The following is a 23,086-nucleotide window of genomic DNA, read 5'->3' as shown; positions in this document are numbered from 1 at the left end:
CCGGCCTCCCCGTTCGGGGGTGCCGGGCCCTTCGCTCATGACGTGCTTACTTCAGCTTGGTGCCGGTCGAGCGCAGCGCGGCACACGCCTCGGTGACGCGGACGGCCATGCCGGCCTCGGCCAGCTTGCCCCAGGTGCGCGGGTCGTAGGTGGACTTCTTGCCGACCTCGCCGTCGACCTTCAGGACGCCGTCGTAGTTGCGGAACATGTGGTCCACGACAGGACGGGTGAAGGCGTACTGGGTGTCGGTGTCGAGGTTCATCTTCACGACGCCGTTCTCCAGCGCGGTGGCGATCTCCTCGGCCGTGGAGCCCGAACCGCCGTGGAAGACGAAGTCGAACGGGTCGGCCTTGCCGAACTTCGCGGCGACGCCCGCCTGGAGGTCCTTGAGGAGCTCGGGGCGGAGCACGACGTTGCCCGGCTTGTAGACGCCGTGCACGTTGCCGAAGGACGCGGCGAGCAGGTAGCGGCCCTTCTCGCCCAGGCCCAGGGCCTCGGCGGTGCGGATCGCGTCGTCGACGGTGGTGTACAGCTCGTCGTTGATCTCGTGGGTGACGCCGTCCTCCTCGCCACCGGTCGGGGTGATCTCGACCTCAAGGATGATCTTGGCGGCGGCGGCCTTCGCGAGCAGCTCCTGGCCGATGGCCAGGTTGTCCGCGAGGGTCTCGGCGGAGCCGTCCCACATGTGCGACTGGAACAGCGGGTTCTCGCCCCGGGCGACGCGCTCGGCGGAGACCTCCAGCAGCGGACGGACGTAGCCGTCCAGCTTGTCCTTCGGGCAGTGGTCGGTGTGGAGGGCGACCGTGATGTCGTACTTCGCGGCGACGATGTGCGCGAACTCGGCCAGGGCGACGGCGCCCGTGACCATGTCCTTGTTGTACTGACCGCCCAGGAACTCGGCACCGCCGGTCGAGATCTGGATGATGCCGTCGCTCTCGGCCTCCGCGAAGCCGCGCAGAGCAGCGTGCAGGGTCTGGGACGAGGTCACGTTGATGGCCGGGTAGGCGAACTTGCCTGCCTTCGCCCGGTCGAGCATCTCGTTGTAGACCTCGGGGGTTGCGATGGGCATTCGTCCGCTCCTTGTGATGTGCGGGGTGTGTGCTGTTGCTGTCCCTGACCTGGGGGCGACGTCATCGTCGCCCCCATCCTTCCAGACTCTGGTGCGGGCTCCCATGGGCCCGGCACGCCGAGGGGCGGGGTGTTTCACGTGAAACACCCCGCCCCTGGCCAAAAGTGCAGGTCAGGACCGTTCTCGCCCTGTCCCGGGACCTACGTCACGACTTCGCGGCAGTTACGCCAGGCCGAGGTCGCCGAGCCGGTAGCCGGTGAGGTACGGCAGCCCCGCCTCCGCGATGGCGCCGGCCGCGCCCCGGTCCACGATCGTCGCCACGGCGACGACCTCGCCGCCCGCCTCGCGGACGGCCTCGACGGCGGTGAGCGGCGAGCCGCCGGTGGTCGAGGTGTCCTCGACGACGAGGCAGCGACGGCCCTTGACGTCCGTCCCCTCGATGCGGCGCTGCATTCCGTGCGCCTTCTGCGCCTTCCGCACGACGAAGGCGTCGAGGCGCTGTCCGCGCGCGGCGGAGGCGTGCAGCATCGAGGTGGCGACCGGGTCGGCGCCCAGGGTCAGACCGCCGACGCAGTCGAAGTCCAGATCGGCCGTGAGGTCGAGCATGACCTGACCCACCATCGGGGCGGCCTCGCCGTCCAGCGTGATCCGGCGCAGGTCGATGTAGTAGTCGGCTTCCAGACCCGAGGAGAGGGTCACCTTGCCGTGCACCACGGCCTTGTCCTTGATCTGCTGGAGCAGCTCAGCGCGTACGTCAGTCATGGTCACGAGCTTAAGGGGCCTCCGGGTCAGGGGCGGCGCCAGCTCCAGGTGCTCTCGACCTCCAGGGGGTCGATCGGGGTGACCAGGCGCGGGTGGGTGTTGAGGCCGTTCGGGGGACCGGACTGGGGCTCGACGCAGACCGCCTCCGCCTGCTCGTCGTAGATCACGACCCACTCGGCGCGGCTGGTGACCTTCAGCTCCAGCTCCTCCGGCCAGGTGAGGGTGACGTCGACGCCACCGGGCATTCCGAAGCAGTCGTCCCAGGGGCCGGGAAGGGGGTCGATCCGGCGGCCGGTGGGGAGGTGGTCCTCGCCGCGCTCCTCCTGCCAGGCGGGCGCGAAGTCGACCCGTACGTCCTGACCGCCCCGCCCCAGGTTGCGCAGGAACCAGGGGTGCCAGCCGGCCTGGGCCGGGAACGAGTCGTCGTAGGTCTCGACGCCGAAGCGGAGCGTGAGGGAGTCCTCGGCCAGCTCGAAGACCTGGGTGACCCGGCCCCCGTACGGCCAGGGGTCGCCGAGCTCGCAGACGAAGACGGCCTCGGTCGCGGAGGTGCGGGCGGTCTTCCAGGCGAGGTCGCGGACGGTGCCGTGGATGGCGTGCGGGGGCGCGTTGACCGGGAGCTGGTGGGTGGTGTCGCCGGTGCGGAAGCGCCCGTCCTCGGTCCGCCCGCACCAGGGCACCATCGGGAAGCACCCGTACCGCTCGCCCTGGCGCAGCACCTCGGTGCCGCCGATGCGCAGGCCCTCGATGCGGCAGCCGTTGTCGGGGTTGATGGTCAACTCGGCGTCGCCCGCCGTCAGTCGCGTCTTCATGCTCACCCCCCGACCCTAAGCCTGCGGGGCACGGAACGCGGCCGACCGTTTCGGCGGCGTCCCGGGGTGTCCTCAGCGGCGCCGGCGCAGGGCGCGGCCGACGACGACGGCGGAGGCGAGCGCGAGGGCCGCGGCCGGGGCGATCCAGCGCAGGGTGGCCCCGGCGCTGATCGTCTCGGGGGCGGGGACGGGGGCGTACCGGCCGCGCGGCGGGGCGTGGTCGACCTCCTCGGCGCTGCGCCCGATCATGGTCCGGCGCGCGTGGGCGGCCTCGGCGGCGGGCTGCGGGGCGGGGAACTCGATCGGCGCGTCCCCGAAGGCCTCGCCGGGGAGGGGGTCGAGGGCGGGGGGCGGGGCGTCGAAGACGACGCCGCGGTCGGAGGGCTCCTCCACGCCGTCGTCGACACCGTCGTCGTCGGCGCCGTCGCCCTCAGCACCCTCAGCGGCCTGGGAGCTCTCGTCGCCCTCGCCGTCGGGAGCGCCCTCGGCACCGGCACCGAAACCCGCACCCGCACCCGCACCCGCACCCGCACCACGGTCTGCATCGGCACCACGGTCTGCATCGGCGCCGTCCCCCGAGGACTCCCCCGCCACCTCCGTCAGCGTCTCCACGAACCGGTCGAGCAGGCGCGTGCCCGCTGCCGTCCTGGTCGCGTCCGTCTCCCCGGCGAGCCGGCCGGTCGTCGTCAGGGCGCCCGTGAAGCTCAGGTTCGTGCCCTCGGCCACCGGGGTGAGGACGACGGTGAGCGACAGCTCCGCCCCGCCCTTGCCCCGGACCTCGGCGCCCTCGCCCTCGTAGGTGATGGCGCCGTCCCGCTCGACGATCCGCAGCGCGCCCCGGTAGGTGATGGTGTGGCCGCCGACCCGGACCCTGAGCCGGCCCGCGAGGGGGTCCGCGCCCGCGTCCCGCTGGAGACCGGGCACGCAGCGCACCACGCGGGCCGGGTCCGTCAGCGTCGCGCGCAGGGCCTCGGCCGGTACCGGGACGAACACCTCATGCTCCATGGGAGCCGAGCCTACTCAGGCCGGGGCGCCGCGTCGCCTGTTCGCCCCGCACCGGGTGCTCCCGCCGCTCAGTCGCCGTACCTCGGGTGCACCAGCGTCGAGGAGGGCGGTCCGTCGCCCGGGGGCCGCTCGACGCGGCGGGCGGCGGCCGCGAGCGCGTCCCCGTCGAGCGAGCGCGGCCGGGGCCCGGCGGGGTCGAGGCCGAGGGCGGGCGGCCGGTCGCCCGGGACCGCCAGGAGGAAGCCCCAGTCGCAGGGCCCCGGGCCCGTACCGGCGACGCGGTCGGCGCGGTCGGGGCCCGCGGCGAAGCCGGGGGTGCGGCCGCCCGCGCTGTAGGGCCGGGTCGCGAAGCCGGCGGCCCGCAGGGTGGCGTCGACCGTCCAGTAGGTGCGGGGCCGGTCGGTGGGCGAGCCTGCGTGGACGGCGAACCGTCCGGACCGGTCGAGGACCCGGGCCACGAGCCCGTAGAACTCCTCCGAGTACAGCTTGGTGCTGGAGGTGATCCCGGGGTCGGGCAGGTCGGATACCACCACGTCGTAACGTTCCCGCACCCGGTCGGCGGCGCCCCGCAGCCAGTGGAAGGCGTCCTCGTGGACCACCCGGACGCGCGGGTCGCGGAACGCCCCCGCGTTGAGCCGGGCGAGTGCCGGATCGGTGCGGGCGAGGCGTACGACCCCGGGGTCGAGCTCCACGACGGTCACGGACCGGACGCCGGGGTGGCGCAGCACCTCGCGGGCGGCCATCCCGTCCCCGCCGCCGACGATCAGGACGCGCGCGTGCGGGCCGTTCATCGCGGGGTGGACGAGCGCCTCGTGGTAGCGGTACTCGTCCTGCCCGGCGACCCGGAGCCGGCCGTCGAGGAACAGGTCGGGCGGCCCCTCCGGACTCCCGGTCACCACGATCTCCTGGAGGTCGGTGTGGACGGCGACCCGCACGCGCTCCCCGTACACGGCCCGGCGCGCGGCCTGTTCGAAGTCGTCGACGAGGACGGTCGCGGTGCCGAGGACGGCCAGGACGCCCAGGTTCACGGCGAGGAGCAGGGCCCGGGAGCGGGCGGTCAGGTCGCGGCGGAACACCCAGAGGACGAGCCCGCCGCCCGCGACGGCGTTCACCGCGCCGGTGACGAGCGCGCCGGTGAGCTGGCCGAGCCAGGGCAGGAGGAGGAACGGGAAGGCGAGGCCGCCGACCAGCGCGCCGACGTAGTCGGCGGCGAAGAGGTCGGCGACCGTCCCGGCCGCGTCGTCCGCCTCCCCGGGCGCCCCCTTCCGGCCGGTGCGCTGCATCAGCGACATCAGGAGGGGGATCTCCGCGCCGATGAGGACCCCGATCGCGAGGGAGAACGCCACGACCACGTACCGCGACTCGCCGAGCCAGGCGAAGGCCGCGTACAGCACCATCGCCGAGCAGCCGCCGACGAGCGCGAGCGCGGCCTCGACCAGGCCGAAGCCGACGGCGGCGCGGCAGCGCAGCCGCTTGGCGAGGAGCGAGCCCACCCCCATCGCGAACACCATCACGGAGAGCACGACGGAGGCCTGGGTGACCGAGTCTCCGATCAAGTACGAGGAGAGGGCGACCAGTTCGAGCTCGTAGACCAGACCGCAGGCCGCGCAGACGAAGACCACCGCGAGGACCGGGAACCGTACCGCCTCGCGCGGCCGGACGGGCCGCCGCGCGGGCGCCCGCCGCGCCCGCTCCTCGGGTGGCACGGTCAGGATCGGCTCGATCATGCGGTAACGCTACGTCACGGTCCGAGTGCCCCTCGTCACCCGCACGGGTGCACATGGGGTTTCCGGGGGGCGCATCAGAGTGCGGCGGGCATACGCGCGCCGATCCTGGTCCTGGTCACCACCAACTGCCCCTCCTGCGGGTAGGCGTGCCAGGTGCGCCAGCGGACCTGGCCCTCGTGGCGCTGCGCCAGCATCGCGGTGAAGGCGTGCGGGGAGCCGGGGAAGGTGCCGGCGAGCCCGTGCGGGTGGTCGGCGACGAGCGCGAGCAACTCCTGCGCGCGGCCCGCGAAGGAGCCGTCCGAGAGCGTCTCGACGCGCGCGGCGAATTCGTACTCCCAGCCGCCGACGCGCTTGGAGACGCCGAGCGGGAGCGGGGTGCTGCTGCCGGGCATACAGGCCACGGTCTCCGAGCAGGTGCGCCCCTCCTCCTCCAGGAGGACCTGGTGGGAGGCGCCGAGCAGCCTCAACTGGAGCTTGGCGCCCGAGAGTTCGAGGTCGAGGACGGCGAGGGCGGGCAGCGGCTCGCGCCCGAGCGCCCAGGCCAGATCGGCCGCGCGCGTGTCGGTGTAGGAGGTCTTGAGGGAGGTGAGCATGGGTCGGCTCCGCAAACACGGTTTGACGGGTGGGCCGGGGGCGCCCCGGTGAAGGGTTTCAACGGGAGTGGGGAATCGCCGGCTCGGGTCCACACACGGTCCGAGGGCTGTCTCTGTCAGGAGCGAGAGAACCACGGACGCCGGACGACTCGCAGCGTTTTTACCCAACTTGCCGTGGTTTCCAACCCCTTCGGGGACCCCACAGTTCACTTGTTCAACCGGATTCGACCGCCGGGGCGCACGCCGGCGGACGGCCCCGTGTGCTCGGGCCCCGCCCGCGTGCGCGGGACCGCGCCCGGCGACGGCCCCGCGCACGCGTACCGACGGGCCGCCGACACCCCCGTGGCCGGCGGCCCGCCCGCTCAGCTGCCGCCGCAGCCGCCGCCCCCGCAGCTGGAACTGCTGGAGCCGCCGGAGCCGCAGGAACTGCCGGAACCACAGGAACTTCCCCCGTCGATCCAGCCGCCGCTGTCACCGCTACTGCTGCTCCGGCTCTTCCGCCGCCCGTTCCGCTTGCCGGTCCCGGAGCGGGCGGCCGCCACGCGGTAGGCGGCGAGGGACCTGCGGACGGCGGCGCGCTGCGCGGCGGCCGCGCGCCGCTTCTCCGCGGTGGCGACGAGTGCGACGGCGACCACGATCGCGGCCGCCAGGACGATGCCGATGAAAAGTGCCATGAGTACTGCCCCCGTTCTTCTGTGCGAGGGAGATTCCCATGCCGCTCCCGGCCCAAAGCACACTTGAGCAAGTCCAGAGCTTGGGCCCAGGATGGCGGGCATGACACGACCGCCGCTCAACCGCCGCCTCGCCGAGTTCGGCACGACGATCTTCGCCGAGATGTCCGCGCTCGCCGCCGAGACCGGCGCGATCAACCTCGGCCAGGGCTTCCCCGACACCGACGGCCCGGAGGAGATCAGGGAGGCGGCGGTGCGCGCCCTGCGGGACGGCCGGGGCAACCAGTACCCGCCGGGTCCGGGCGTCCCCGAGCTGCGGACGGCGATCGCGGACCACCAGCGGGAGCGGTACGGCCTGGAGTACGACCCCGACGCGGAGGTCCTCGTCACGGCGGGCGCCACCGAGGCGATCGCGGCCGCGCTGCTCGCCCTGGTCGAGCCGGGCGACGAGGTGATCGCCCTGGAGCCGTACTACGACTCGTACGCGGCCTGCGTGGCGATGGCCGGCGGCACCCGCGTCCCGGTCACGCTCCGGCCCCACGAGGGCGCCTACGTCCTCGACCCGGACGAGCTGCGGGCCGCCGTCACCGACCGGACGCGGCTGATCCTGCTCAACACCCCGCACAACCCCACCGGCACCGTCCTGACCCGGGCCGAGCTGACGGCCGTGGCCGAGCTGGCGGTCGAGCGGGACCTGCTGGTCGTCACGGACGAGGTCTACGAGCACCTGGTCTTCGACGGCGCCGAGCACGTGCCGATCGCGAGCCTGCCGGGGATGCGGGAGCGCACGGTCACCATCTCCTCGGCCGGCAAGACGTTCTCGTTCACCGGCTGGAAGGTCGGCTGGATCACCGCGAGCCCCGAGCTGACCTCGGCCGTCCGCTCGGCCAAGCAGTTCCTCACCTACGTCTCCGCCGGACCGTTCCAGTACGCGGTCGCCGAGGCGCTCCGGCTCCCGGACGCGTACTTCGACGCCCTGCGCGCCGATCTGGCGGCCAAGCGGGACCTGCTGGCCGGGGGCCTCGCGCAGGCGGGCTTCGGGGTCTACCGGCCGTCCGGCACCTACTTCGTCACCACCGACATCCGGCCCCTGGGCGCCACCGACGGCTTCGCCTTCTGCCGCTCCCTCCCGGAGCGCGCCGGCGTGGTCGCCATCCCCAACGCCGTCTTCTACGACCACCGCGACGCGGGCGCCCCCTTCGTCCGCTTCGCCTTCTGCAAGAAGACCGAGGTCCTGGAGGAGGCGGTCTCCCGGCTCAAGCGGCTGGCCTGAGAACGCGCGAAGGGCCCGGCTCCCCCGTGCGGGGAGGCCGGGCCCTCGGCGTGGTGCGGGGGAGGCTCAGGCCTCTTCGCCGCCGGTCTTGTCCTCCGGGGACTCCAGGCCGAACTGCTCCACGATCCACTTGTCGAACTCGATGGAGGCGCGGACCCAGCTGACCGTGGAGGACACGAAGTGCTCCAGGGCGACGCCGGTGCCGATCAGCATCTGGGCCTCACCGATGAGACGGAGGGTGGCGGAGCCGTCCTCCTCCTCGTGCAGGTGGGTGTAGACCTTGGGCCACAGGGTGCGGCGGTTCCAGTCGTCGATCGCGTCGAGGACGCGCGCGCGGTCGTCGGCCGAGTGCGGGCGGTCGTAGAACGTCCGGACCGAGAAGACCTGCTGCTCGTCCTCGCCGCGGAACATGAAGTAGGTGCGGAACTCCTCCCACGGCGCCGCGAGGTCGCCCTCGTCGTCGACGACGTACTTCAGCTCCATCTGGTCGAGGAGCTGCTTGACGAGGTCCTGGTCGGGGACGACGGGGCCCGCCGGTCCTGCGGCCTGAGGCTGGGGCTGGCCCCCGAAATTCGGAATCGAGGACGGGTCGATGCTCACCGTGTATTTCCCTTCGTACGGATGCTCGCCATCCTCTCCCATCCCGGGCGGTCCGTGGCAACCCCTGCTCCCGCGATCCGCTGCGGGCTGACAAGATCTGCCCCCATGGGGGAAGAGCAGACGGCGAAACGTGGTCCGGTGAAGGCGCGGCCGTGGACCTGGGTCTGGGCCACGATCGTGGTGACCGTGTTCTGCGGCGGGCCGATGGCCCTGCTGGCCTGGGGCGCGATGGCCTGGAGCGAGATGGGCCGGGCGCAGCAGGTCGACTGCGCCGAGGCCATGGAATTCGCCCGGGGGACGCTCCCGGCGGACGCCCGGGACGCCCGGTGCACGGCGGCGCACTTCCAGGACACCCAGGTCGAGGCCGCGTTCCGGACGGACCGGGCCGGAGCGTGGCTGGCCGCGACCTACCCGGCCGGGGAGACCGCGTACTCCTGCGAGGTAGACGTGTGCGTGCGGGCGTCGTACGACGAGGTGCTGTTCGTGGACGTCTCGATCGCGTACGAGGACGGGGAGACCGCCCTCGTACGCGTCAGGGCCTTCGACCTCTGACCTGTGGCCGGGGCCCGTCCGGCCCCGGTCCTAGCGGGCCGCCGGGCCCACGATCAGCCCCTCCCCGACCCGGTCCACCCGGACCGTGTCGCCGTCCTGGACCTCGCCCGCCAGGATCTCCCGGGCGAGCCGGTCGCCGATCGCGGTCTGGATCAGGCGGCGCAGCGGCCGGGCGCCGTACGCGGGGTCGTTGCCCTCCTCGGCCAGCCACTCCAGGGCCTCCGGGGTGACGTCCAGGGTGAGGCGCCGCTCGGCGAGCCGCCGGGCGAGCCGGTCGATCTGGAGCCGGGCGATCCGGCCCAGCTCGGCCCGGTCGAGGGCCGAGAAGACCACCAGGTCGTCCAGCCGGTTGAGGAACTCCGGCTTGAAGCTGGCCCGCACGACCTCCAGAACCTGCTGCTTCTTGACCTCCTCCGAGGTCGTCGGCTCGACCAGGAACTGACTGCCGAGGTTCGAGGTCAGGATCAGGATGGTGTTGCGGAAGTCCACCGTCCGGCCCTGCCCGTCGGTCAGCCGTCCGTCGTCCAGGACCTGGAGCAGGACGTCGAAGACCTCCGGGTGCGCCTTCTCCACCTCGTCGAGCAGGACCACGCTGTACGGGCGGCGGCGGACCGCCTCCGTGAGCTGGCCGCCCTCCTCGTAGCCGACGTAGCCGGGGGGCGCCCCGACGAGCCGGGCGACGGAGTGCTTCTCGCCGTACTCCGACATGTCGATGCGGATCATGGCCCGCTCGTCGTCGAAGAGGAAGTCCGCGAGCGCCTTCGCCAGCTCGGTCTTGCCGACGCCGGTGGGGCCGAGGAAGAGGAAGGAGCCGGTGGGCCGGTCGGGGTCGGCGATCCCGGCGCGGGTGCGGCGCACCGCGTCGGAGACGGCCCGCACGGCCTCGGACTGGCCGATGAGCCGCTTGCCGAGCTCGTCCTCCATGCGGAGCAGCTTCTGCGTCTCGCCCTCCAGGAGGCGGCCGGCGGGGATGCCGGTCCAGGAGCCGACCACGTCCGCGATGTCGTCGGGGCCGACCTCCTCCTTGACCATCGTGTCCTTCGAGGTCTCCTGCTGCGCCTCGGCCTCGGAGGCCTCCTCCAGCTCCCGCTCCAGGGCCGGGATCTCCCCGTAGAGCAGCTTGGAGGCGGTGTCGAAGTCGCCGTCGCGCTGGGCGCGCTCGGCGCGGCCGCGGGCCTCGTCCAGGCGCTCCTTCAGCTCGCCGACCCGGTTGAGGGACTGCTTCTCCTTCTCCCAGCGGGCGGTGAGGCCGCGCAGCTCCTCCTCGCGGTCCGCGAGGTCGCGCCGCAGCTTCTCCAGGCGCTGCTTGCTGCCCTCGTCGGTCTCGTTCTTGAGGGCCAGCTCCTCCATGCGGAGCCGGTCCACGGAGCGCTGGAGCTCGTCGATCTCGACCGGGGACGAGTCGATCTCCATGCGGAGCCGGGAGGCGGCCTCGTCGACCAGGTCGATGGCCTTGTCGGGCAGGAAGCGGGAGGTGATGTACCGGTCGGAGAGGGTCGCGGCGGCCACCAGGGCGGAGTCGTTGATCTGCACCTTGTGGTGGGCCTCGTAGCGGCCCTTGAGCCCGCGCAGGATCGCGATGGTGTCCTCGACGGTGGGCTCGGCGACCAGGACCTGCTGGAAGCGGCGCTCCAGGGCGGGGTCCTTCTCGATCCGCTCGCGGTACTCGTCCAGGGTGGTCGCGCCGACCATGCGCAGCTCGCCGCGGGCCAGCATCGGCTTGAGCATGTTGCCCGCGTCCATGGCGGAGTCGCCGCCGGCGCCCGCGCCGACGACCGTGTGCAGCTCGTCGATGAAGGTGATGATCTGGCCGTCGCTCTCCTTGATCTCGGAGAGGACGGTCTTCAGGCGCTCCTCGAACTCGCCGCGGTACTTCGCGCCGGCGACCATCGCGCCGAGGTCGAGCGAGACGAGCCGCTTGTTCTTCAGGGACTCGGGGACGTCGCCCTTCACGATCCGCTGGGCGAGGCCCTCGACGACGGCGGTCTTGCCGACGCCGGGCTCGCCGATGAGGACCGGGTTGTTCTTGGTGCGGCGGGAGAGCACCTGGACCACGCGCCGGATCTCGTGGTCGCGGCCGATGACCGGGTCCAGCCTGCCCTCGCGCGCGGCGGCGGTGAAGTCCGTGCCGAACTTCTCCAGCGCCTTGTACTGCCCTTCCGGGTCGGGTGTGGTCACCCGGCGTCCTCCCCTGCTCGTCTCGAAGGCGTCAAGCAGCCTCTTCGCGCTCGCGCCCTGCCGGTCGAGGATCTCACCGGCCCGGCCGCCCTTGGCGGCGGTGCCGATGAGGAGGTGCTCGGTGGACAGGAAGTCGTCCCCGAGCTCCTTGGCCCGCTTGGCCGCGTCCGCGATGACCGCGAGCAGCTCGCGGTTGGGCTGCGGGGGCGCGACCGTGGAGCCGGCGACGCTGGGCTGAGCGGCGAGGAGCCGCTCGGCCTCGGCGCGCACGGCCGCCTGGTCGGCCTCGACGGCGGCGAGCAGGTCGGTGATGTTCTCGTTGTCCTGGCCGGCGAGGAGGGCGAGCAGCAGATGGGCCGGGGTCAGGTCCGGGTGTCCCTCGGACACGGCGCGGCTGGTGGCCGCGTTGATCGCGTCCCGGCTCCTGTTGGTCAGTTCGGCGTCCATGTGCGGTGCTCCTCCTCGGCGTGCGGGTGCCTCGCGGATCCGCCCGGATCCGCTCCACGACTTCTGTGACTCCTCAAGAGTACACAAAGTTGAGTCGATACCGCTCAAGTTAACGGAGGGAGTCCTCCCCGGGTAGTTTCCGGGCATGGCAACGGATCCCAGGAACCCCTCCGACTCGTACCTCGGCTTCTGGCGCGAGTACCACATGTGCACCCTGACCACCCCGCGCCCGGACGGCACCCCGCACGTGGTCGCGGTCGGCGTCACGTACGACCCCGAGGGCGGGTACGCGCGCGTGATCACCAACAAGAACAGCCGGAAGGTCGCCAACGTCCTGGCGGCGGGCACAGACGGCGCGCGGGTCGCGGTCTGCCAGGTCGACAAGGGGCGCTGGGCCACCCTGGAGGGCGTCGCCCGGATCCGTACGGAGCCGGAGGTCGTCGGGGACGCCGTCGCCCGCTACGCGGAGCGCTACGGCCGCACGCCGGCCCCGAACCCGGACCGGGTCGTGATCGAGATCGCCCTCACCCGGGCGATGGGCCGCGCCTGACGCGTACCGGGGGCCGGAAAAAACGCGGGCGCCCGGCGGAGACACGGGCGCAGCACAGCGGCGCCATCGCGTTTCAGGTCCGCGATGGCGCCGCTGTGTGGGGGAAGTACCTGGGCGACCTACAACGACGGGGGGATCGCTCAGGCACTGCGGGGGGTGGCGGTGATGGTCTCGGGTTCGATCAGCTGGTGGTCCCGCTGGTCGAGGTTGACGAAGATCATGCCGTACCGGATGGCACAGCGGATGGGCTGCGGGGCACCGCGCGGGCGGCGCAGGCACCGGTAGGCGCGGACGTCCTCGTCCTGCTCCCGCGCGACGACGATCGGCTCTCCGAAGAGCGTGACCTTCAGCGAGTCACCACGGTGGGGGATGGCCGTGGCGAGGTCGACGAAGTGCCATCCGGATCGGTAGGCCGAGGCCATCTCCCGCCGGAACCTGGGGTCATCGGGAACGTTCATGATCCCGCTTAACTCCAGCCGGGGTCGGCGGCGGGGGCGACGTGCCAGCCCGGGTCGCTCGCCAGGGCCCGCACCGTGGTGGCGGGCTCCGCGTGCCAACCGGGGTCGTTGGCCGGGACCACGTGCCAACCGGGATCGGTGGTGGAGGCCAGGTGCCAGCCCGGGTCGTTCGCGGGGGCCAGGTGCCAGCCCGGGTCGTTCACAGCGGCCCGCACCGTGGCCGGCTCCGCGTGCCAGCCGGGGTCCAGGGTCACGCCCACGGCCCCCACTGCGACAGCCGCGATGAAGGCGACTCCGGCCACCGCACTTATGAGCTTCTTCATCATCACCGAGCAACCTCACTTGAAGGCAACGTCTCTTTCCAACCCCCGCGAGTAAGACGATGGCTTACTCTCTCCGCTTGCACCACCAAACCCATGCATCATGTTCCTGAGATGCAGGAGCCTGGGGGTGTACATATGGGGAAACAAGCGGACGAGACAGGTCACCCTCATTCGCATACGGAACTCTGCGCGGCAGGATCCGAGCTGTACGCGTCCGCACTGCGGACGGGGCGAATACCCCGGTCAGAGACGGTCGAGGCGCCCTGCCTCCTGGACCTGTCCCTGCTCCATCCCGATCCCGACGACGCCCGGTGGCTCCGTCCGGTTCCGCCGTCGGCCGCCCTCGCCCAGCTGCTCCAGCCGATCGAGCGCGAAATCCTCGACCGCCGCCGGCGCACGGTCGCCCTGTCGGACGCTTTCGAGCCTTTCATGGCCATCGGCGCCCACGACTCACCGACCACACACGCCATCACCGTGCTCGAGGGCATCGACCGCATCAACGCGAGCCTGGACCGGATCGTCGCCAACTGCCGCAGCGAACTGCTCACCGTCCAGCCCGGCGGCGGCCGCCCCGCCCAGGCCCTGACCGAGGCCCTCCACCGGGTCTCGCCGCTCCTGGGCCGCGGCATCAACATGCGGACCCTCTACCAGCACACCGCGCGCCACACCGAACTCACCCTGACCTACCTGGAGCACGTCGGCCCCGAGGTCCAGGTCCGCACCCTCGAGGAGATCATCGACCGGCTGATCATCGTGGACCGCGAGGTCGCCCTGATCCCGGCCCGCAGCGACCGGCAGATCGCCCTGGAGCTGCGCCACCCCGGCCTGGTCGCCTACCTCGGCGGCGTCTTCGACCAGTTCTGGCGCCTGGCGGTGCCGATCCGGGAGGAGATCCCGTACGACATCAAGACCGACGGCATCGGCGGCGTCCAGCGCTCCATCGCCCGGCTCCTCGTCGAGGGGTACGTGGACGAGGCCATCGCCCGCCGGCTCGGGATGAACGTGCGGACCTGCCGGGCCCACATCGCCAAGCTCGCCGCCACCCTCGGCAGCGGAAGCCGGGCCCAACTCGGCTATCTGATCGCCCAGTCGGGCATTCTCGAACAGGACGACTGACCACCGTGGACACATCGATGGACGGGGACGTGCGGATCGACCTCGACGGCCCCGCCGGGACCCTGCGGGTCTCCGGACCCGGACTGCCCGTCGTGGAGCTCGTACGGGCCCCGGGGACCGCGCCCGCGGACCACGTGCCGATCGGCACCCGCAAGGCCGCCCTCCTCGCGCTCACCGTGGACGGCGTCCCGGCCGTCCTCCGCCCCGCCCGGGGACGGCTGCTGCGCCGCTCCTACCGGGTGGACGCCGTCGTCGGCGGGGTCCGCCACCGGCTCGTCCCCTGCTCGTACGCGGAGAGCCGGCTCACCCGGAACGGGCGGCGGCTCGGCACGCTGATCTCCAGTGGGGACGGGCGGGTGGACCCCGAGTGGCTGCCGGACCGCGCCCCCGAACCGCTCGACGTCGCCGTCGGCACCGCCCTCGCCGCCGCCTTCGGCACCGGGGCCGCCCCCTGGTGGGAGACGGTCGGCGACATCGTGGCCGAGCTGATCCCCTGATCCTCCGAAGACGCGCGTGAGGCCCCCGCCACGGCTGTGACGGGGGCCTCACGGCATGAACTACGGGGCTACTCGCCGCGCTTGGGGCGCCAGACCACCAGCGCGCTCGCCTGCTGCACGTCCTGGTACGGCACGAGGTCGCGCCGGTACGAGGCGTGCACCTGGGCCTCGCGCTGCCGCATCGCCGCCGCCGCGCCGTCCACCGCCGCCGACAGCTCGGCGATCCGGCTCTGGAGCGCCGCGACCTGGTTCTCCAGTTCGATGATGCGCTTGATCCCGGCCAGATTGATGCCCTCGTCCTGCGACAACTGCTGCACCTGGCGGAGCAGTTCGATGTCACGGGCCGAGTAGCGCCGCCCCCGGCCCGCCGTGCGGTCCGGGGAGACCAGACCGAGCCGGTCGTACTGACGGAGGGTCTGGGGATGCAGACCGGACAGCTGGGCCGCCACCGAGATGACGTACACCGGCGACTCGTCGGTCAGTTCGTACGGATTGCGTCGGCGCCCTTCCACCGGGTCACGCTCCCTTCGCGGCCTGGAACAGCTCGGCCCGCGGGTCCTCGGAGGCCGTCGCCTCGCGATAGGTCTCCAGGGCCTCGCGTGCCTTGTCGTCGAGCTCCTTCGGCACGGCGACCTCGACCGTGACGAGCAGGTCGCCGCGCGTGCCGTCCTTGCGGACCGCGCCCTTGCCCCGGGCGCGCATGGTCCGGCCGTTCGGCGTGCCCGCGGGCAGCTTGAGGGTGACCGCGGGGCCGCCGAGGGTCGGCACCTTGACCTCGCCGCCGAGCGCCGCCTCCGTGAAGGAGACCGGCACCGTGACGGTGAGGTTGTCGTCCTTGCGGCCGAAGACCGGGTGGGCGTCGACGTGCACCACGACGTACAGGTCGCCGTTGGGCCCGCCGCGCTCGCCCGGCGCGCCCTTGCCGCGCAGCCGGATCTTCTGGTGGTCGCTCACCCCGGCCGGGATGCGGACCTGCATGGTGCGGGAGGACTTGGCCCGGCCGCTGCCCTTGCAGACGTCGCAGGGGGTCTCGGCGATGAGGCCGCGCCCCTTGCAGTCCACGCAGGGGTCGGTGAGCGAGAAGCCGCCGCCGCTGCCGCGCGAGACCTGCCCCGTGCCGACGCAGGTCGGGCACACCCGGGGCGTGCCGTTCTTGTCGCCGGTGCCCGAACACGCCGTGCACGGCTGCTGGCTGGACATCCGCAGCGGTACGGTCGCGCCCTCGATGGCCTCGGTGAAGCTGAGGGTCACCTCGGACTCGATGTCCTGGCCGCGCCGCGGCTGGGTGCGGGCGCCGCCCCCGCCGCGGTTGAAGAGGCCGCCGAAGACGTCCCCGATGCCGCCGCCACCGCCGCCGAAGCCGCCGGCCCCGCCCTGGGCGCCTCCGAAGAGGTCGCCCAGGTCGAAGTTGAACGAGCCGCCGCCCCCGGGACCGCCGGCCCGCAGGCCGCCGTTCCCGAAGAGCGCGCGGGCGTCGTCGTACTCCTTGCGCCGCTTGGGGTCACCGAGGACGTCGTTCGCCTCGGAGATCTCCTTGAAGCGCTCCTCGGCCTTGGTGTCGCCCTTGTTGGCGTCCGGATGGTTCTCGCGGGCGAGCTTCCGGTACGCCTTCTTGATCTCGGCCTCGGTGGCGTCCTTGGGGACGCCGAGGACCTTGTAGTAGTCCTTCTCGACGAAGTCCTTCGTGCTCATCGACGTCCCTCCTTCCGGACGATCGTTGCGTCACCCCTCGTCGGGGGCACCGCTCTCCTCGTCGGCCGACTTCTTCTCGTCCTTGGCCGGGGCCGCGCCCGGCTGGGGCTCGGCGACGGCCACGCGCGCGGGCCGGATGGTCCGCTCGCCGATCCGATACCCGGGCTGCAGGATCGCCACGCAGGTCGTCTCGGTGACGTCCGGCGCGTACGAGTGCATCAGGGCCTCGTGGATCGTCGGGTCGAAGGGCTCGCCCTCCTTGCCGAACTGCTGCAGACCCATCTTGGCGACGACGGTCTCCAGCGATTCGGCCACCGACTTGAACCCGCCCACGAGCTCGCCGTGGTCCCGGGCCCGGCCGACGTCGTCGAGCACGGGAAGGAGCTCGGACAGGAGGCTCGCGACGGCGATCTCCTTGACCGTGACCCGGTCCCGCTCCACGCGGCGGCGGTAGTTCTGGTACTCGGCCTGGAGCCGCTGGAGGTCCGCGGTGCGCTCGTCGAGCGCGGAGCGCACCTGGTCCAGCTGGGCCGTGAGGCCCGCGTCACCGGCCGGCTTCTGGTTGCTTGCGTCCCCGGCCGGGGCCGTCGCGTCCTCCTGGGCGGAGTTCTCGACGGCCTCGGCGGCGTCGTCAGGGGTGGCGCCGGAGGGGACGTCGGGCTTCTCCTCGAAGCCCGGGGTCTCCTCGGTCACGCCTGGCCACCCTTCTTGGGCTCGTCGTCCACGATCTCGGCGTCGACGACGTCGTCGTCGGCCTTCGCCTGACCGGCACCGGCACCCGCGTCGCCGCCGGCCGCCTGGGCGCCCTGGGCGTCGGCGTAGAGCGCCTGGCCGAGCTTCTGCGAGACGGCCGCGACCTTCTCGGTGGCGGTGCGGATCTCGGCGGTGTCCTCGCCCTTGAGCTTCTCCTTCAGCTCGGCGAGGGCGGCCTCGACCTCGGTCTTGACGTCGCCCGGGACCTTGTCCTCGTTGTCCTTGAGGAACTTCTCGGTCTGGTAGACGAGCTGCTCGCCCTGGTTGCGGGACTCGGCGGCCTCGCGGCGGCGGTGGTCCTCGTCCGCGTACTGCTCGGCCTCCTGGCGCATCCGGTCGACCTCGTCCTTCGGCAGCGAGGAGCCGCCGGTGACGGTCATCTTCTGCTCCTTGCCCGTGCCCAGGTCCTTCGCGGTCACGTGCATGATGCCGTTGGCGTCGATGTCGAAGGCGACCTCGATCTGCGGGACGCCGCGCGGGGCCGGCGGGAGGCCGGTCAGCTCGAACATGCCGAGCTTCTTGTTGTACGCCGCGATCTCGCGCTCGCCCTGGTAGACCTGGATCTGCACGGACGGCTGGTTGTCCTCGGCCGTCGTGAAGATCTCGGACCGCTTGGTCGGGATCGTGGTGTTGCGCTCGATGAGCTTGGTCATGATGCCGCCCTTGGTCTCGATGCCGAGGGACAGCGGGGTCACGTCGAGGAGCAGGACGTCCTTGACCTCGCCCTTGAGGACACCGGCCTGGAGGGCGGCGCCGATGGCGACGACCTCGTCCGGGTTGACGCCCTTGTTGGCGTCCTGGCCGCCGGTCAGCTCCTTGACGAGCTCGGCGACGGCGGGCATACGGGTCGAGCCGCCGACGAGGACGACGTGGTCGATCTCGGAGAGGGCGATGCCCGCGTCCTTGATGACGTTGTGGAACGGGACCTTGCAGCGCTCCAGGAGGTCCGAGGTCAGCTGCTGGAACTGGGCGCGCGTGAGCTTCTCGTCCAGGTGCAGCGGGCCCTCGGCGGAGGCCGTGATGTAGGGCAGGTTGATCGTGGTCTCGGTCGAGGACGAGAGCTCGATCTTGGCCTTCTCGGCCGCCTCGCGGAGGCGCTGGAGGGCCATCTTGTCCTTGGCCAGGTCCACGCCGTGGCCGTTCTGGAACTGCGTCACCAGGTAGTCGACGACGCGCTGGTCCCAGTCGTCGCCACCGAGGTGGTTGTCACCGTTGGTGGCCTTCACCTCGACGACGCCGTCGCCGATCTCCAGGAGGGACACGTCGAAGGTGCCGCCACCGAGGTCGAAGACGAGGATCGTCTGGTCGTCCTTGTCGAGGCCGTAGGCCAGGGCGGCGGCGGTCGGCTCGTTGACGATGCGCAGGACGTTGAGGCCCGCGATCTCACCGGCCTCCTTGGTGGCCTGGCGCTCGGAGTCGTTGAAGTACGCCGGGACGGTGATGACCGCGTCGACGACCTTCTCGCCCAGGTAGGCCTCGGCGTCCCGCTTCAGCTTCTGCAGGATGAAGGCGCTCATCTGCTGCGGGTTGAAGTTCTTGCCGTCGATCTCGATCTTCCAGTCGGTGCCCATGTGGCGCTTGACCGACCGGATGGTCCTGTCGACGTTGGTGACGGCCTGACGCTTGGCCACCTCGCCGACGAGCACCTCGCCGTTCTTCGCGAAGGCGACGACGGACGGCGTGGTCCTGGCGCCCTCGGCGTTGGTGATGACGGTGGGCTCGCCGCCTTCCAGAACGCTGACGACGGAGTTAGTCGTGCCCAGGTCGATGCCGACCGCACGTGCCATTTCGATTCCTCCAGCTGACTGACTTGAGTGGTACTGACTCAAGGATGCACGACACCCCTCCCCGAGTCAACAGACCTGAGCCGCCCCGACTCAACTCTTCACCCGCCCGTCCACTCAGACCCCCACCCCTACGGGCGGAAAAGCGCGTCATCCCCCTCCCCGCGGGGCGACCCGTGAGAGAGTCCGGGTGCCCCTTCCCGGGCAAAGCAGGCATATCCCACGAATATCCCATGATTCTCACGCGGAAGGATGTGGGGGAATGACGGCCGGTACGGACAGGGGGACGACGGGCGAGGCGGCCGCGGTGGCCGCCGGGGGCGGCTCGGTGGGTGCCGGGGGCACGGTGGTCGCCGGGGGCCCGATGGTTGCCGGGGGCGCGGTGGCTGCTGAGGGCGCGGTGGCTGCTGAGGGCGCGGTGGTCGGTCGGGACGCGGTGGCTGCCGGGGGCGCGGCCGGCGGTCGGGACGCGGTGGCTGCTGGAGAGACGGTGTCTGCCGGGGGTGCGCTGGTCGCCGGAGGCGCGGCGGACGGTTCGGACGCGTCGGCCGCCGAGGGGGCGGTGGTCGGTCGGGTTCCGGCCCCCGGCGGGGAGCCTGGGACCGACGAGGGGCTGACGCCCGGTGGAGGGCGAGCCCGCGGTGAGGGGCTGACGTCTGACGGAGAGCCCGCCGCCCCCGATGACAGACCGGCACCCGACAGGGGTGCAGCGCCCGGCGAGGAGGTGGTGCCCGGCGAGGGTCCCGCGCCCGGCGGGGGGTCAGTGCCTGACAGGAGGCCGGTACCTGGCAGAGGGCCGACGCCCAGCGAGAAGCCGACACCCGACCGGAGGCCGGGGCCCGGCAGAGGTCCAGCGGTCGGTGAGGGGCTGGCGCCCGACAGGCGGTCGCCGTCCAGCGGGGAGCCGACACCCGACAGAGAGCCAATGTCCGACGAGGATCCGGCAACCGGCAGGAGGCCGGCGCCCGGCGAAGGGCCCACGCCCGACAGGCGGTCGCCATCCGGCGGAGGGCCGATCTCCGGCGAGGAGCTGGCGCCCAGCAGGAAGCCGGGACCTGACAGGAGCCCGACAGCCGGCGAGGAACCGACACCGAGCACGGGGCCGGCGCCCGGGGAAGGGCCGACATCGAGCAGGGGACCGACGCCCGGCGAGGGATCGATGCCGGGCAGGAGGTCGGCGCCCGGCGAGGAGCCGACACCCGGCAGGGTCCCGGCACCCAACAAAAGACCAGCCCCCCGCAAGGGCGCCGTGTCCAAGCGCGTGTTCGATCTCCTGGGTGGGCTCGCGCTGCTCCTCCTTCTCGCGCCGCTGCTCGGCATCGTCGCCCTTTCCGTCGCGCTCGGGTCGGGGGCGCCCGGGCGCGGGGTGCTGCGTCGCAGGACCGTGGCGGGGCTGGAGGGGCGGGTCTTCACGATGCTGACCTTCCGGACCAGGAGCCCGCTGGCCGCGCTGCCCCTGCTGCTGCACGTCGTGACGGGCCGGATGTCGCTGGTCGGGCCGTGTCCGCTGACCCCGGGCCACCGGGAGTGCGCGGGCGAGGGACGCCGCCGGCTCTCCGTACGGCCGGGGCTGACCGGGCCGTGGCAGATCAGCGGACGTTCGGACCTGCCGTGGGAGGAGCGGGAGCTGCTCGACCTCCACTACGTGGACCACCACTGGCTGGGGACGGACCTGCTCATCCTGGCGCGTACGCTTCCAGCAGTGCGCAGACGCCGCGCGGCGAGCCGCCCGGCAAGGGTTGCCTGAGCGACACAGATCACCGCGAGGGCCCCTGCATCACCCGGCCCCGAACGGGTAATCTCAGCACGGACTAAATAAGTTACCGCTTAGTAGGCCTCAGCTCAGGCACTGAGCGGGCCCGCCCGAGGAGCCCGACATGCAACTCGCCGCGATCATCGTGTCGCTGACGCTGACCGTGGTCGGCGTTGCCCTGCTGGCCCGCGCCATCGGCCAGTTCGTCCGGTACTTCAAGCTGGGCCAGCCCGTCCCGGCCGGAACCCGTACCGACAACCCGTACCAGCGCAGCGTCACCCTGGTCAGGGAGTTCCTCGGCCACACGCGCATGAACCGCTGGGGCATCGTCGGCTTCGCCCACTGGTTCGTCGCGGTCGGCTTCCTGACCCTGCCGCCGACCCTGGCGCAGGCCTTCGGCCAGCTCTTCCAGGCCGACTGGACGCTGCCGGTGATCGGCGGCTTCCTGCCGTTCGAGCTCTACATCGAGTTCATCGGCGTCATGACGATCCTCGGCATCGCGGCCCTGATCGTGATCCGCCTCCTCAGCCTCCCGGGCCGGGCCGGCCGCAAGTCGCGCTTCGCCGGCTCCAAGGCGGGCCAGGCGTACTTCGTCGAGTACGTCATCCTCACCATCGGCCTCGCGATCTACGTGCTGCGCGGCCTGGAGGGCGCGATCCACCACGTCGAGCACTACGAGGCCGCGTACTTCGCCTCGTACCCGCTCGTCCTGGCCTTCAAGGGCCTGAGCCTGCCGGTGCTGCAGAACCTCATCTACTTCACCGCCATGGTGAAGATCAGCACCTCGTTCGTCTGGATGATCGTCGTCTCGCTCAACACCAACATGGGTGTGGCCTGGCACCGCTTCCTCGGCTTCCCGAACATCTGGTTCAAGCGCAAGGCCGACGGCTCCACCGCCCTCGGCGCCCTCCAGCCGATGACCACCGCCGGCAAGGAGATCGACTGGGAGGACCCGGCCGAGGACGCCGTCTTCGGCGTCTCCCAGGTCGAGCAGTTCTCCTGGAAGGGCCTGCTCGACTTCTCCACCTGCACCGAGTGCGGCCGCTGCCAGTCGCAGTGCCCCGCCTGGAACACCGGCAAGCCCCTCTCCCCCAAGCTCCTCATCATGTCGCTGCGCGACCACGCGCACGCCAAGGCGCCCTACCTGCTCGCGGGCGGCGGCAAGACCGTGGAGGGCGACGAGAAGGCCACCGAGGAGCAGCTGAAGGACGTCCCCGCGGCCGCCCTGGCCGAGGCCGAGCGCCCCCTCATCGGCACCGCCGAGGAGAACGGCGTCATCGACCCGGACGTCCTGTGGTCCTGCACCACCTGCGGCGCCTGCGTCGAGCAGTGCCCGGTCGACATCGAGCACATCGACCACATCGTCGACATGCGCCGCTACCAGGTGATGATCGAGTCCGCGTTCCCGTCCGAGGCGGGCACGATGCTCAAGAACCTGGAGAAGAAGGGCAACCCCTGGGGCCTGGCGAAGAAGCAGCGCGTCGAGTGGACCAAGGAGGTCGACTTCGAGGTCCCGATCGTCGGCAAGGACGTCGAGGACCTCTCCGAGGTCGACTACCTGTACTGGGTCGGCTGCGCCGGCGCCCTGGAAGACCGCGCCAAGAAGACGACGAAGGCCTTCGCCGAGCTCCTCCACATCGCGGGCGTCAAGTTCGCGATCATGGGCGGCGAGGAGAAGTGCACCGGCGACTCCCCCCGCCGCCTGGGCAACGAGCCGCTGTTCCAGCAGCTCGGCCAGGAGAACGTCGCCATGCTGAACATGGCGTTCGGCGAGGACGACGAGGACGAGTCGACGAAGAAGCCGAAGTCGGCGAAGAAGATCGTCTCGACCTGCCCGCACTGCTTCAACACCATCGCCAACGAGTACCCGCAGCTCGGCGGCGACTACGAGGTCATCCACCACACCCAGCTGCTCCAGCACCTCATCGACGAGGGCAAGCTGATCCCGGTGACCCCGGTCGAGGGCCTCATCACCTACCACGACCCCTGCTACCTGGGCCGGCACAACAAGGTCTACACGCCTCCGCGCGAGATCATGTCCGCCGTCCCCGGCCTGCGCCAGCAGGAGATGCACCGCCACAAGGAGCGCGGCTTCTGCTGCGGCGCCGGCGGCGCCCGGATGTGGATGGAGGAGCGGATCGGCAAGCGCATCAACAACGAGCGCGTCGAGGAGGCCCTGTCCCTCAACCCGGACATCGTCTCCACCGCCTGCCCCTTCTGCCTCGTCATGCTGACCGACTCGGTCAACGGCAAGAAGAACGACGGCAAGGCCAAGGAGTCCGTGACCGTCGTGGACGTCGCCCAGCTCCTCCTGGACTCGGTGAAGACCCCGGTCGACCCGGAGCCGGCGGAGGAGACCGCGCCGGAGCCCGAGCCCGCCGCGTAAGCACCCGATCACGAGAACGGCCGTCCCGCCTCCGCGCGGGGCGGCCTTTCCCGTACGTACCGTCCCTTAGGGGATGTCACAGGTC

Annotated in this window: 22 protein-coding genes; 7 read left to right on the top strand and 15 right to left on the bottom strand. The window is 71.8% G+C overall.

Features of this window, described 5'->3' with window-relative positions; genetic code table 11:
* Positions 1-46: 46 nt before the first annotated feature.
* The 7 genes from fbaA to ACIQVI_RS24310 all read right to left on the bottom strand — a co-directional run bounded on the left by fbaA (position 47) and on the right by ACIQVI_RS24310 (position 6,642).
* Positions 47-1,069 (bottom strand): class II fructose-bisphosphate aldolase, encoded by a 1,023-nt coding sequence (gene fbaA / locus ACIQVI_RS24340; protein WP_062754101.1) that lies wholly within the window; start codon positions 1,067-1,069, stop codon positions 47-49.
* Between the two features lie 222 nt (positions 1,070-1,291).
* Positions 1,292-1,831, bottom strand: coding sequence for an orotate phosphoribosyltransferase (gene pyrE, locus ACIQVI_RS24335; RefSeq protein WP_383417073.1), 540 nt, complete (start codon positions 1,829-1,831; stop codon positions 1,292-1,294).
* A 26-nt stretch (positions 1,832-1,857) separates the two neighbouring features.
* On the bottom strand, positions 1,858-2,643 hold the full coding sequence (locus tag ACIQVI_RS24330; RefSeq protein WP_403599802.1) for an aldose 1-epimerase: 786 nt from the start codon (positions 2,641-2,643) through the stop codon (positions 1,858-1,860).
* A gap of 72 nt (positions 2,644-2,715) precedes the next feature.
* Positions 2,716-3,648: an SRPBCC family protein gene (locus tag ACIQVI_RS24325; protein ID WP_403599332.1), complete on the bottom strand. Its 933-nt coding sequence runs from the start codon at positions 3,646-3,648 to the stop codon at positions 2,716-2,718.
* Positions 3,649-3,716: 68 nt separating this feature from the next.
* Positions 3,717-5,375 carry a polyamine aminopropyltransferase gene (locus ACIQVI_RS24320; protein WP_403599329.1) on the bottom strand — a complete coding sequence of 553 codons (1,659 nt, stop codon included), beginning with the start codon at positions 5,373-5,375 and terminating at the stop codon, positions 3,717-3,719.
* Positions 5,376-5,449: 74 nt separating this feature from the next.
* Positions 5,450-5,968: a DUF2617 family protein gene (locus tag ACIQVI_RS24315; RefSeq protein ID WP_053649848.1), complete on the bottom strand. Its 519-nt coding sequence runs from the start codon at positions 5,966-5,968 to the stop codon at positions 5,450-5,452.
* Positions 5,969-6,330: 362 nt separating this feature from the next.
* Positions 6,331-6,642, bottom strand: coding sequence for a hypothetical protein (locus tag ACIQVI_RS24310; RefSeq protein WP_403599326.1), 312 nt, complete (start codon positions 6,640-6,642; stop codon positions 6,331-6,333).
* Between the two features lie 100 nt (positions 6,643-6,742).
* Here ACIQVI_RS24310 and ACIQVI_RS24305 point away from each other — a divergent pair, with 100 nt between their 5' ends.
* Positions 6,743-7,912, top strand: coding sequence for a pyridoxal phosphate-dependent aminotransferase (locus ACIQVI_RS24305; protein ID WP_351969331.1), 1,170 nt, complete (start codon positions 6,743-6,745; stop codon positions 7,910-7,912).
* Positions 7,913-7,978: 66 nt separating this feature from the next.
* Here ACIQVI_RS24305 and ACIQVI_RS24300 read toward each other — a convergent pair whose 3' ends face one another.
* On the bottom strand, positions 7,979-8,512 hold the full coding sequence (locus ACIQVI_RS24300) for a YbjN domain-containing protein (RefSeq protein ID WP_121830297.1): 534 nt from the start codon (positions 8,510-8,512) through the stop codon (positions 7,979-7,981).
* Positions 8,513-8,617: 105 nt separating this feature from the next.
* Here ACIQVI_RS24300 and ACIQVI_RS24295 point away from each other — a divergent pair, with 105 nt between their 5' ends.
* Positions 8,618-9,064 (top strand): hypothetical protein, encoded by a 447-nt coding sequence (locus ACIQVI_RS24295; RefSeq protein ID WP_403599322.1) that lies wholly within the window; start codon positions 8,618-8,620, stop codon positions 9,062-9,064.
* Positions 9,065-9,094: 30 nt separating this feature from the next.
* On the opposite strand, the gene clpB is transcribed toward ACIQVI_RS24295, so the two are convergent.
* Positions 9,095-11,689 (bottom strand): ATP-dependent chaperone ClpB, encoded by a 2,595-nt coding sequence (clpB, locus tag ACIQVI_RS24290; RefSeq protein WP_403599319.1) that lies wholly within the window; start codon positions 11,687-11,689, stop codon positions 9,095-9,097.
* Positions 11,690-11,834: 145 nt separating this feature from the next.
* On the opposite strand from clpB, the gene ACIQVI_RS24285 reads away from it, so the two are divergent.
* A complete protein-coding gene (locus tag ACIQVI_RS24285) occupies positions 11,835-12,239 on the top strand; it encodes a pyridoxamine 5'-phosphate oxidase family protein (protein WP_403599316.1) in 405 nt (134 codons plus the stop codon).
* A gap of 140 nt (positions 12,240-12,379) precedes the next feature.
* Here the strand turns inward: ACIQVI_RS24285 and ACIQVI_RS24280 are convergent, their stop codons facing one another.
* Positions 12,380-12,697, bottom strand: coding sequence for a (2Fe-2S)-binding protein (locus tag ACIQVI_RS24280; RefSeq protein ID WP_053649837.1), 318 nt, complete (start codon positions 12,695-12,697; stop codon positions 12,380-12,382).
* Between the two features lie 8 nt (positions 12,698-12,705).
* Positions 12,706-13,023 carry a hypothetical protein gene (locus tag ACIQVI_RS24275; RefSeq protein WP_403599313.1) on the bottom strand — a complete coding sequence of 106 codons (318 nt, stop codon included), beginning with the start codon at positions 13,021-13,023 and terminating at the stop codon, positions 12,706-12,708.
* A 132-nt stretch (positions 13,024-13,155) separates the two neighbouring features.
* Here ACIQVI_RS24275 and ACIQVI_RS24270 point away from each other — a divergent pair, with 132 nt between their 5' ends.
* Together ACIQVI_RS24270 and ACIQVI_RS24265 are read left to right on the top strand one after the other, a co-directional pair.
* The gene (locus ACIQVI_RS24270; RefSeq protein ID WP_121830302.1) at positions 13,156-14,136 is read left to right on the top strand and encodes a helix-turn-helix transcriptional regulator; all 981 of its coding nucleotides are present in this window, start codon (positions 13,156-13,158) and stop codon (positions 14,134-14,136) included.
* A 17-nt stretch (positions 14,137-14,153) separates the two neighbouring features.
* Positions 14,154-14,633 carry a hypothetical protein gene (locus tag ACIQVI_RS24265; protein WP_403599799.1) on the top strand — a complete coding sequence of 160 codons (480 nt, stop codon included), beginning with the start codon at positions 14,154-14,156 and terminating at the stop codon, positions 14,631-14,633.
* Between the two features lie 68 nt (positions 14,634-14,701).
* Here ACIQVI_RS24265 and ACIQVI_RS24260 read toward each other — a convergent pair whose 3' ends face one another.
* Genes ACIQVI_RS24260 through dnaK form a run of 4 tightly spaced genes read right to left on the bottom strand, consistent with a single transcriptional unit; the run spans position 14,702 to position 18,865 of the window.
* Positions 14,702-15,145 carry a heat shock protein transcriptional repressor HspR gene (locus tag ACIQVI_RS24260; protein WP_121830304.1) on the bottom strand — a complete coding sequence of 148 codons (444 nt, stop codon included), beginning with the start codon at positions 15,143-15,145 and terminating at the stop codon, positions 14,702-14,704.
* Between the two features lie 4 nt (positions 15,146-15,149).
* Entirely contained in the window at positions 15,150-16,325 is a 1,176-nt protein-coding gene (dnaJ, locus tag ACIQVI_RS24255; protein ID WP_121830305.1) for a molecular chaperone DnaJ, read from the bottom strand.
* A 30-nt stretch (positions 16,326-16,355) separates the two neighbouring features.
* A complete protein-coding gene (gene grpE, locus ACIQVI_RS24250; RefSeq protein WP_351969336.1) occupies positions 16,356-17,018 on the bottom strand; it encodes a nucleotide exchange factor GrpE in 663 nt (220 codons plus the stop codon).
* Positions 17,015-18,865 (bottom strand): molecular chaperone DnaK, encoded by a 1,851-nt coding sequence (dnaK, locus tag ACIQVI_RS24245; RefSeq protein WP_403599308.1) that lies wholly within the window; start codon positions 18,863-18,865, stop codon positions 17,015-17,017. Before dnaK ends, grpE begins: the two co-directional genes overlap by 4 nt.
* A 1,246-nt stretch (positions 18,866-20,111) precedes the next feature.
* Here dnaK and ACIQVI_RS24240 point away from each other — a divergent pair.
* Together ACIQVI_RS24240 and ACIQVI_RS24235 are read left to right on the top strand one after the other, a co-directional pair.
* On the top strand, positions 20,112-20,609 hold the full coding sequence (locus ACIQVI_RS24240; RefSeq protein WP_403599305.1) for a sugar transferase: 498 nt from the start codon (positions 20,112-20,114) through the stop codon (positions 20,607-20,609).
* 130 nt (positions 20,610-20,739) lie between these two features.
* A complete protein-coding gene (locus ACIQVI_RS24235) occupies positions 20,740-23,001 on the top strand; it encodes a (Fe-S)-binding protein (RefSeq protein ID WP_351969338.1) in 2,262 nt (753 codons plus the stop codon).
* Positions 23,002-23,086 lie beyond the last annotated feature (85 nt).

The organism is Streptomyces sp. NPDC098101, from assembly GCF_044760185.1.
Lineage (GTDB): Bacteria > Actinomycetota > Actinomycetes > Streptomycetales > Streptomycetaceae > Streptomyces.
Note: the sequence above shows the minus strand (reverse complement) of the source record. Positions and strands in the feature narration are given on the sequence as shown.

Excerpts from the sequence above, each read along its gene's own strand:
- ACIQVI_RS24295 (WP_403599322.1), top strand. The coding sequence starts at position 8,618 with ATGGGGGAAGAGCAGACGGCGAAACGTGGTCCGGTGAAGGCGCGGCCG.
- ACIQVI_RS24330 (WP_403599802.1), bottom strand. The coding sequence starts at position 2,643 with ATGAAGACGCGACTGACGGCGGGCGACGCCGAGTTGACCATCAACCCC.
- ACIQVI_RS24320 (WP_403599329.1), bottom strand. The coding sequence starts at position 5,375 with ATGATCGAGCCGATCCTGACCGTGCCACCCGAGGAGCGGGCGCGGCGG.
- ACIQVI_RS24270 (WP_121830302.1), top strand. The coding sequence starts at position 13,156 with ATGGGGAAACAAGCGGACGAGACAGGTCACCCTCATTCGCATACGGAA.
- ACIQVI_RS24280 (WP_053649837.1), bottom strand. The coding sequence starts at position 12,697 with ATGAACGTTCCCGATGACCCCAGGTTCCGGCGGGAGATGGCCTCGGCC.
- ACIQVI_RS24235 (WP_351969338.1), top strand. The coding sequence starts at position 20,740 with ATGCAACTCGCCGCGATCATCGTGTCGCTGACGCTGACCGTGGTCGGC.
- clpB (WP_403599319.1), bottom strand. The coding sequence starts at position 11,689 with ATGGACGCCGAACTGACCAACAGGAGCCGGGACGCGATCAACGCGGCC.
- pyrE (WP_383417073.1), bottom strand. The coding sequence starts at position 1,831 with ATGACTGACGTACGCGCTGAGCTGCTCCAGCAGATCAAGGACAAGGCC.
- ACIQVI_RS24315 (WP_053649848.1), bottom strand. The coding sequence starts at position 5,968 with ATGCTCACCTCCCTCAAGACCTCCTACACCGACACGCGCGCGGCCGAT.
- dnaJ (WP_121830305.1), bottom strand. The coding sequence starts at position 16,325 with ATGAGCACGAAGGACTTCGTCGAGAAGGACTACTACAAGGTCCTCGGC.
- ACIQVI_RS24310 (WP_403599326.1), bottom strand. The coding sequence starts at position 6,642 with ATGGCACTTTTCATCGGCATCGTCCTGGCGGCCGCGATCGTGGTCGCC.
- ACIQVI_RS24265 (WP_403599799.1), top strand. The coding sequence starts at position 14,154 with ATGGACGGGGACGTGCGGATCGACCTCGACGGCCCCGCCGGGACCCTG.
- ACIQVI_RS24275 (WP_403599313.1), bottom strand. The coding sequence starts at position 13,023 with ATGATGAAGAAGCTCATAAGTGCGGTGGCCGGAGTCGCCTTCATCGCG.
- ACIQVI_RS24285 (WP_403599316.1), top strand. The coding sequence starts at position 11,835 with ATGGCAACGGATCCCAGGAACCCCTCCGACTCGTACCTCGGCTTCTGG.
- dnaK (WP_403599308.1), bottom strand. The coding sequence starts at position 18,865 with ATGGCACGTGCGGTCGGCATCGACCTGGGCACGACTAACTCCGTCGTC.
- fbaA (WP_062754101.1), bottom strand. The coding sequence starts at position 1,069 with ATGCCCATCGCAACCCCCGAGGTCTACAACGAGATGCTCGACCGGGCG.
- ACIQVI_RS24325 (WP_403599332.1), bottom strand. The coding sequence starts at position 3,648 with ATGGAGCATGAGGTGTTCGTCCCGGTACCGGCCGAGGCCCTGCGCGCG.
- ACIQVI_RS24305 (WP_351969331.1), top strand. The coding sequence starts at position 6,743 with ATGACACGACCGCCGCTCAACCGCCGCCTCGCCGAGTTCGGCACGACG.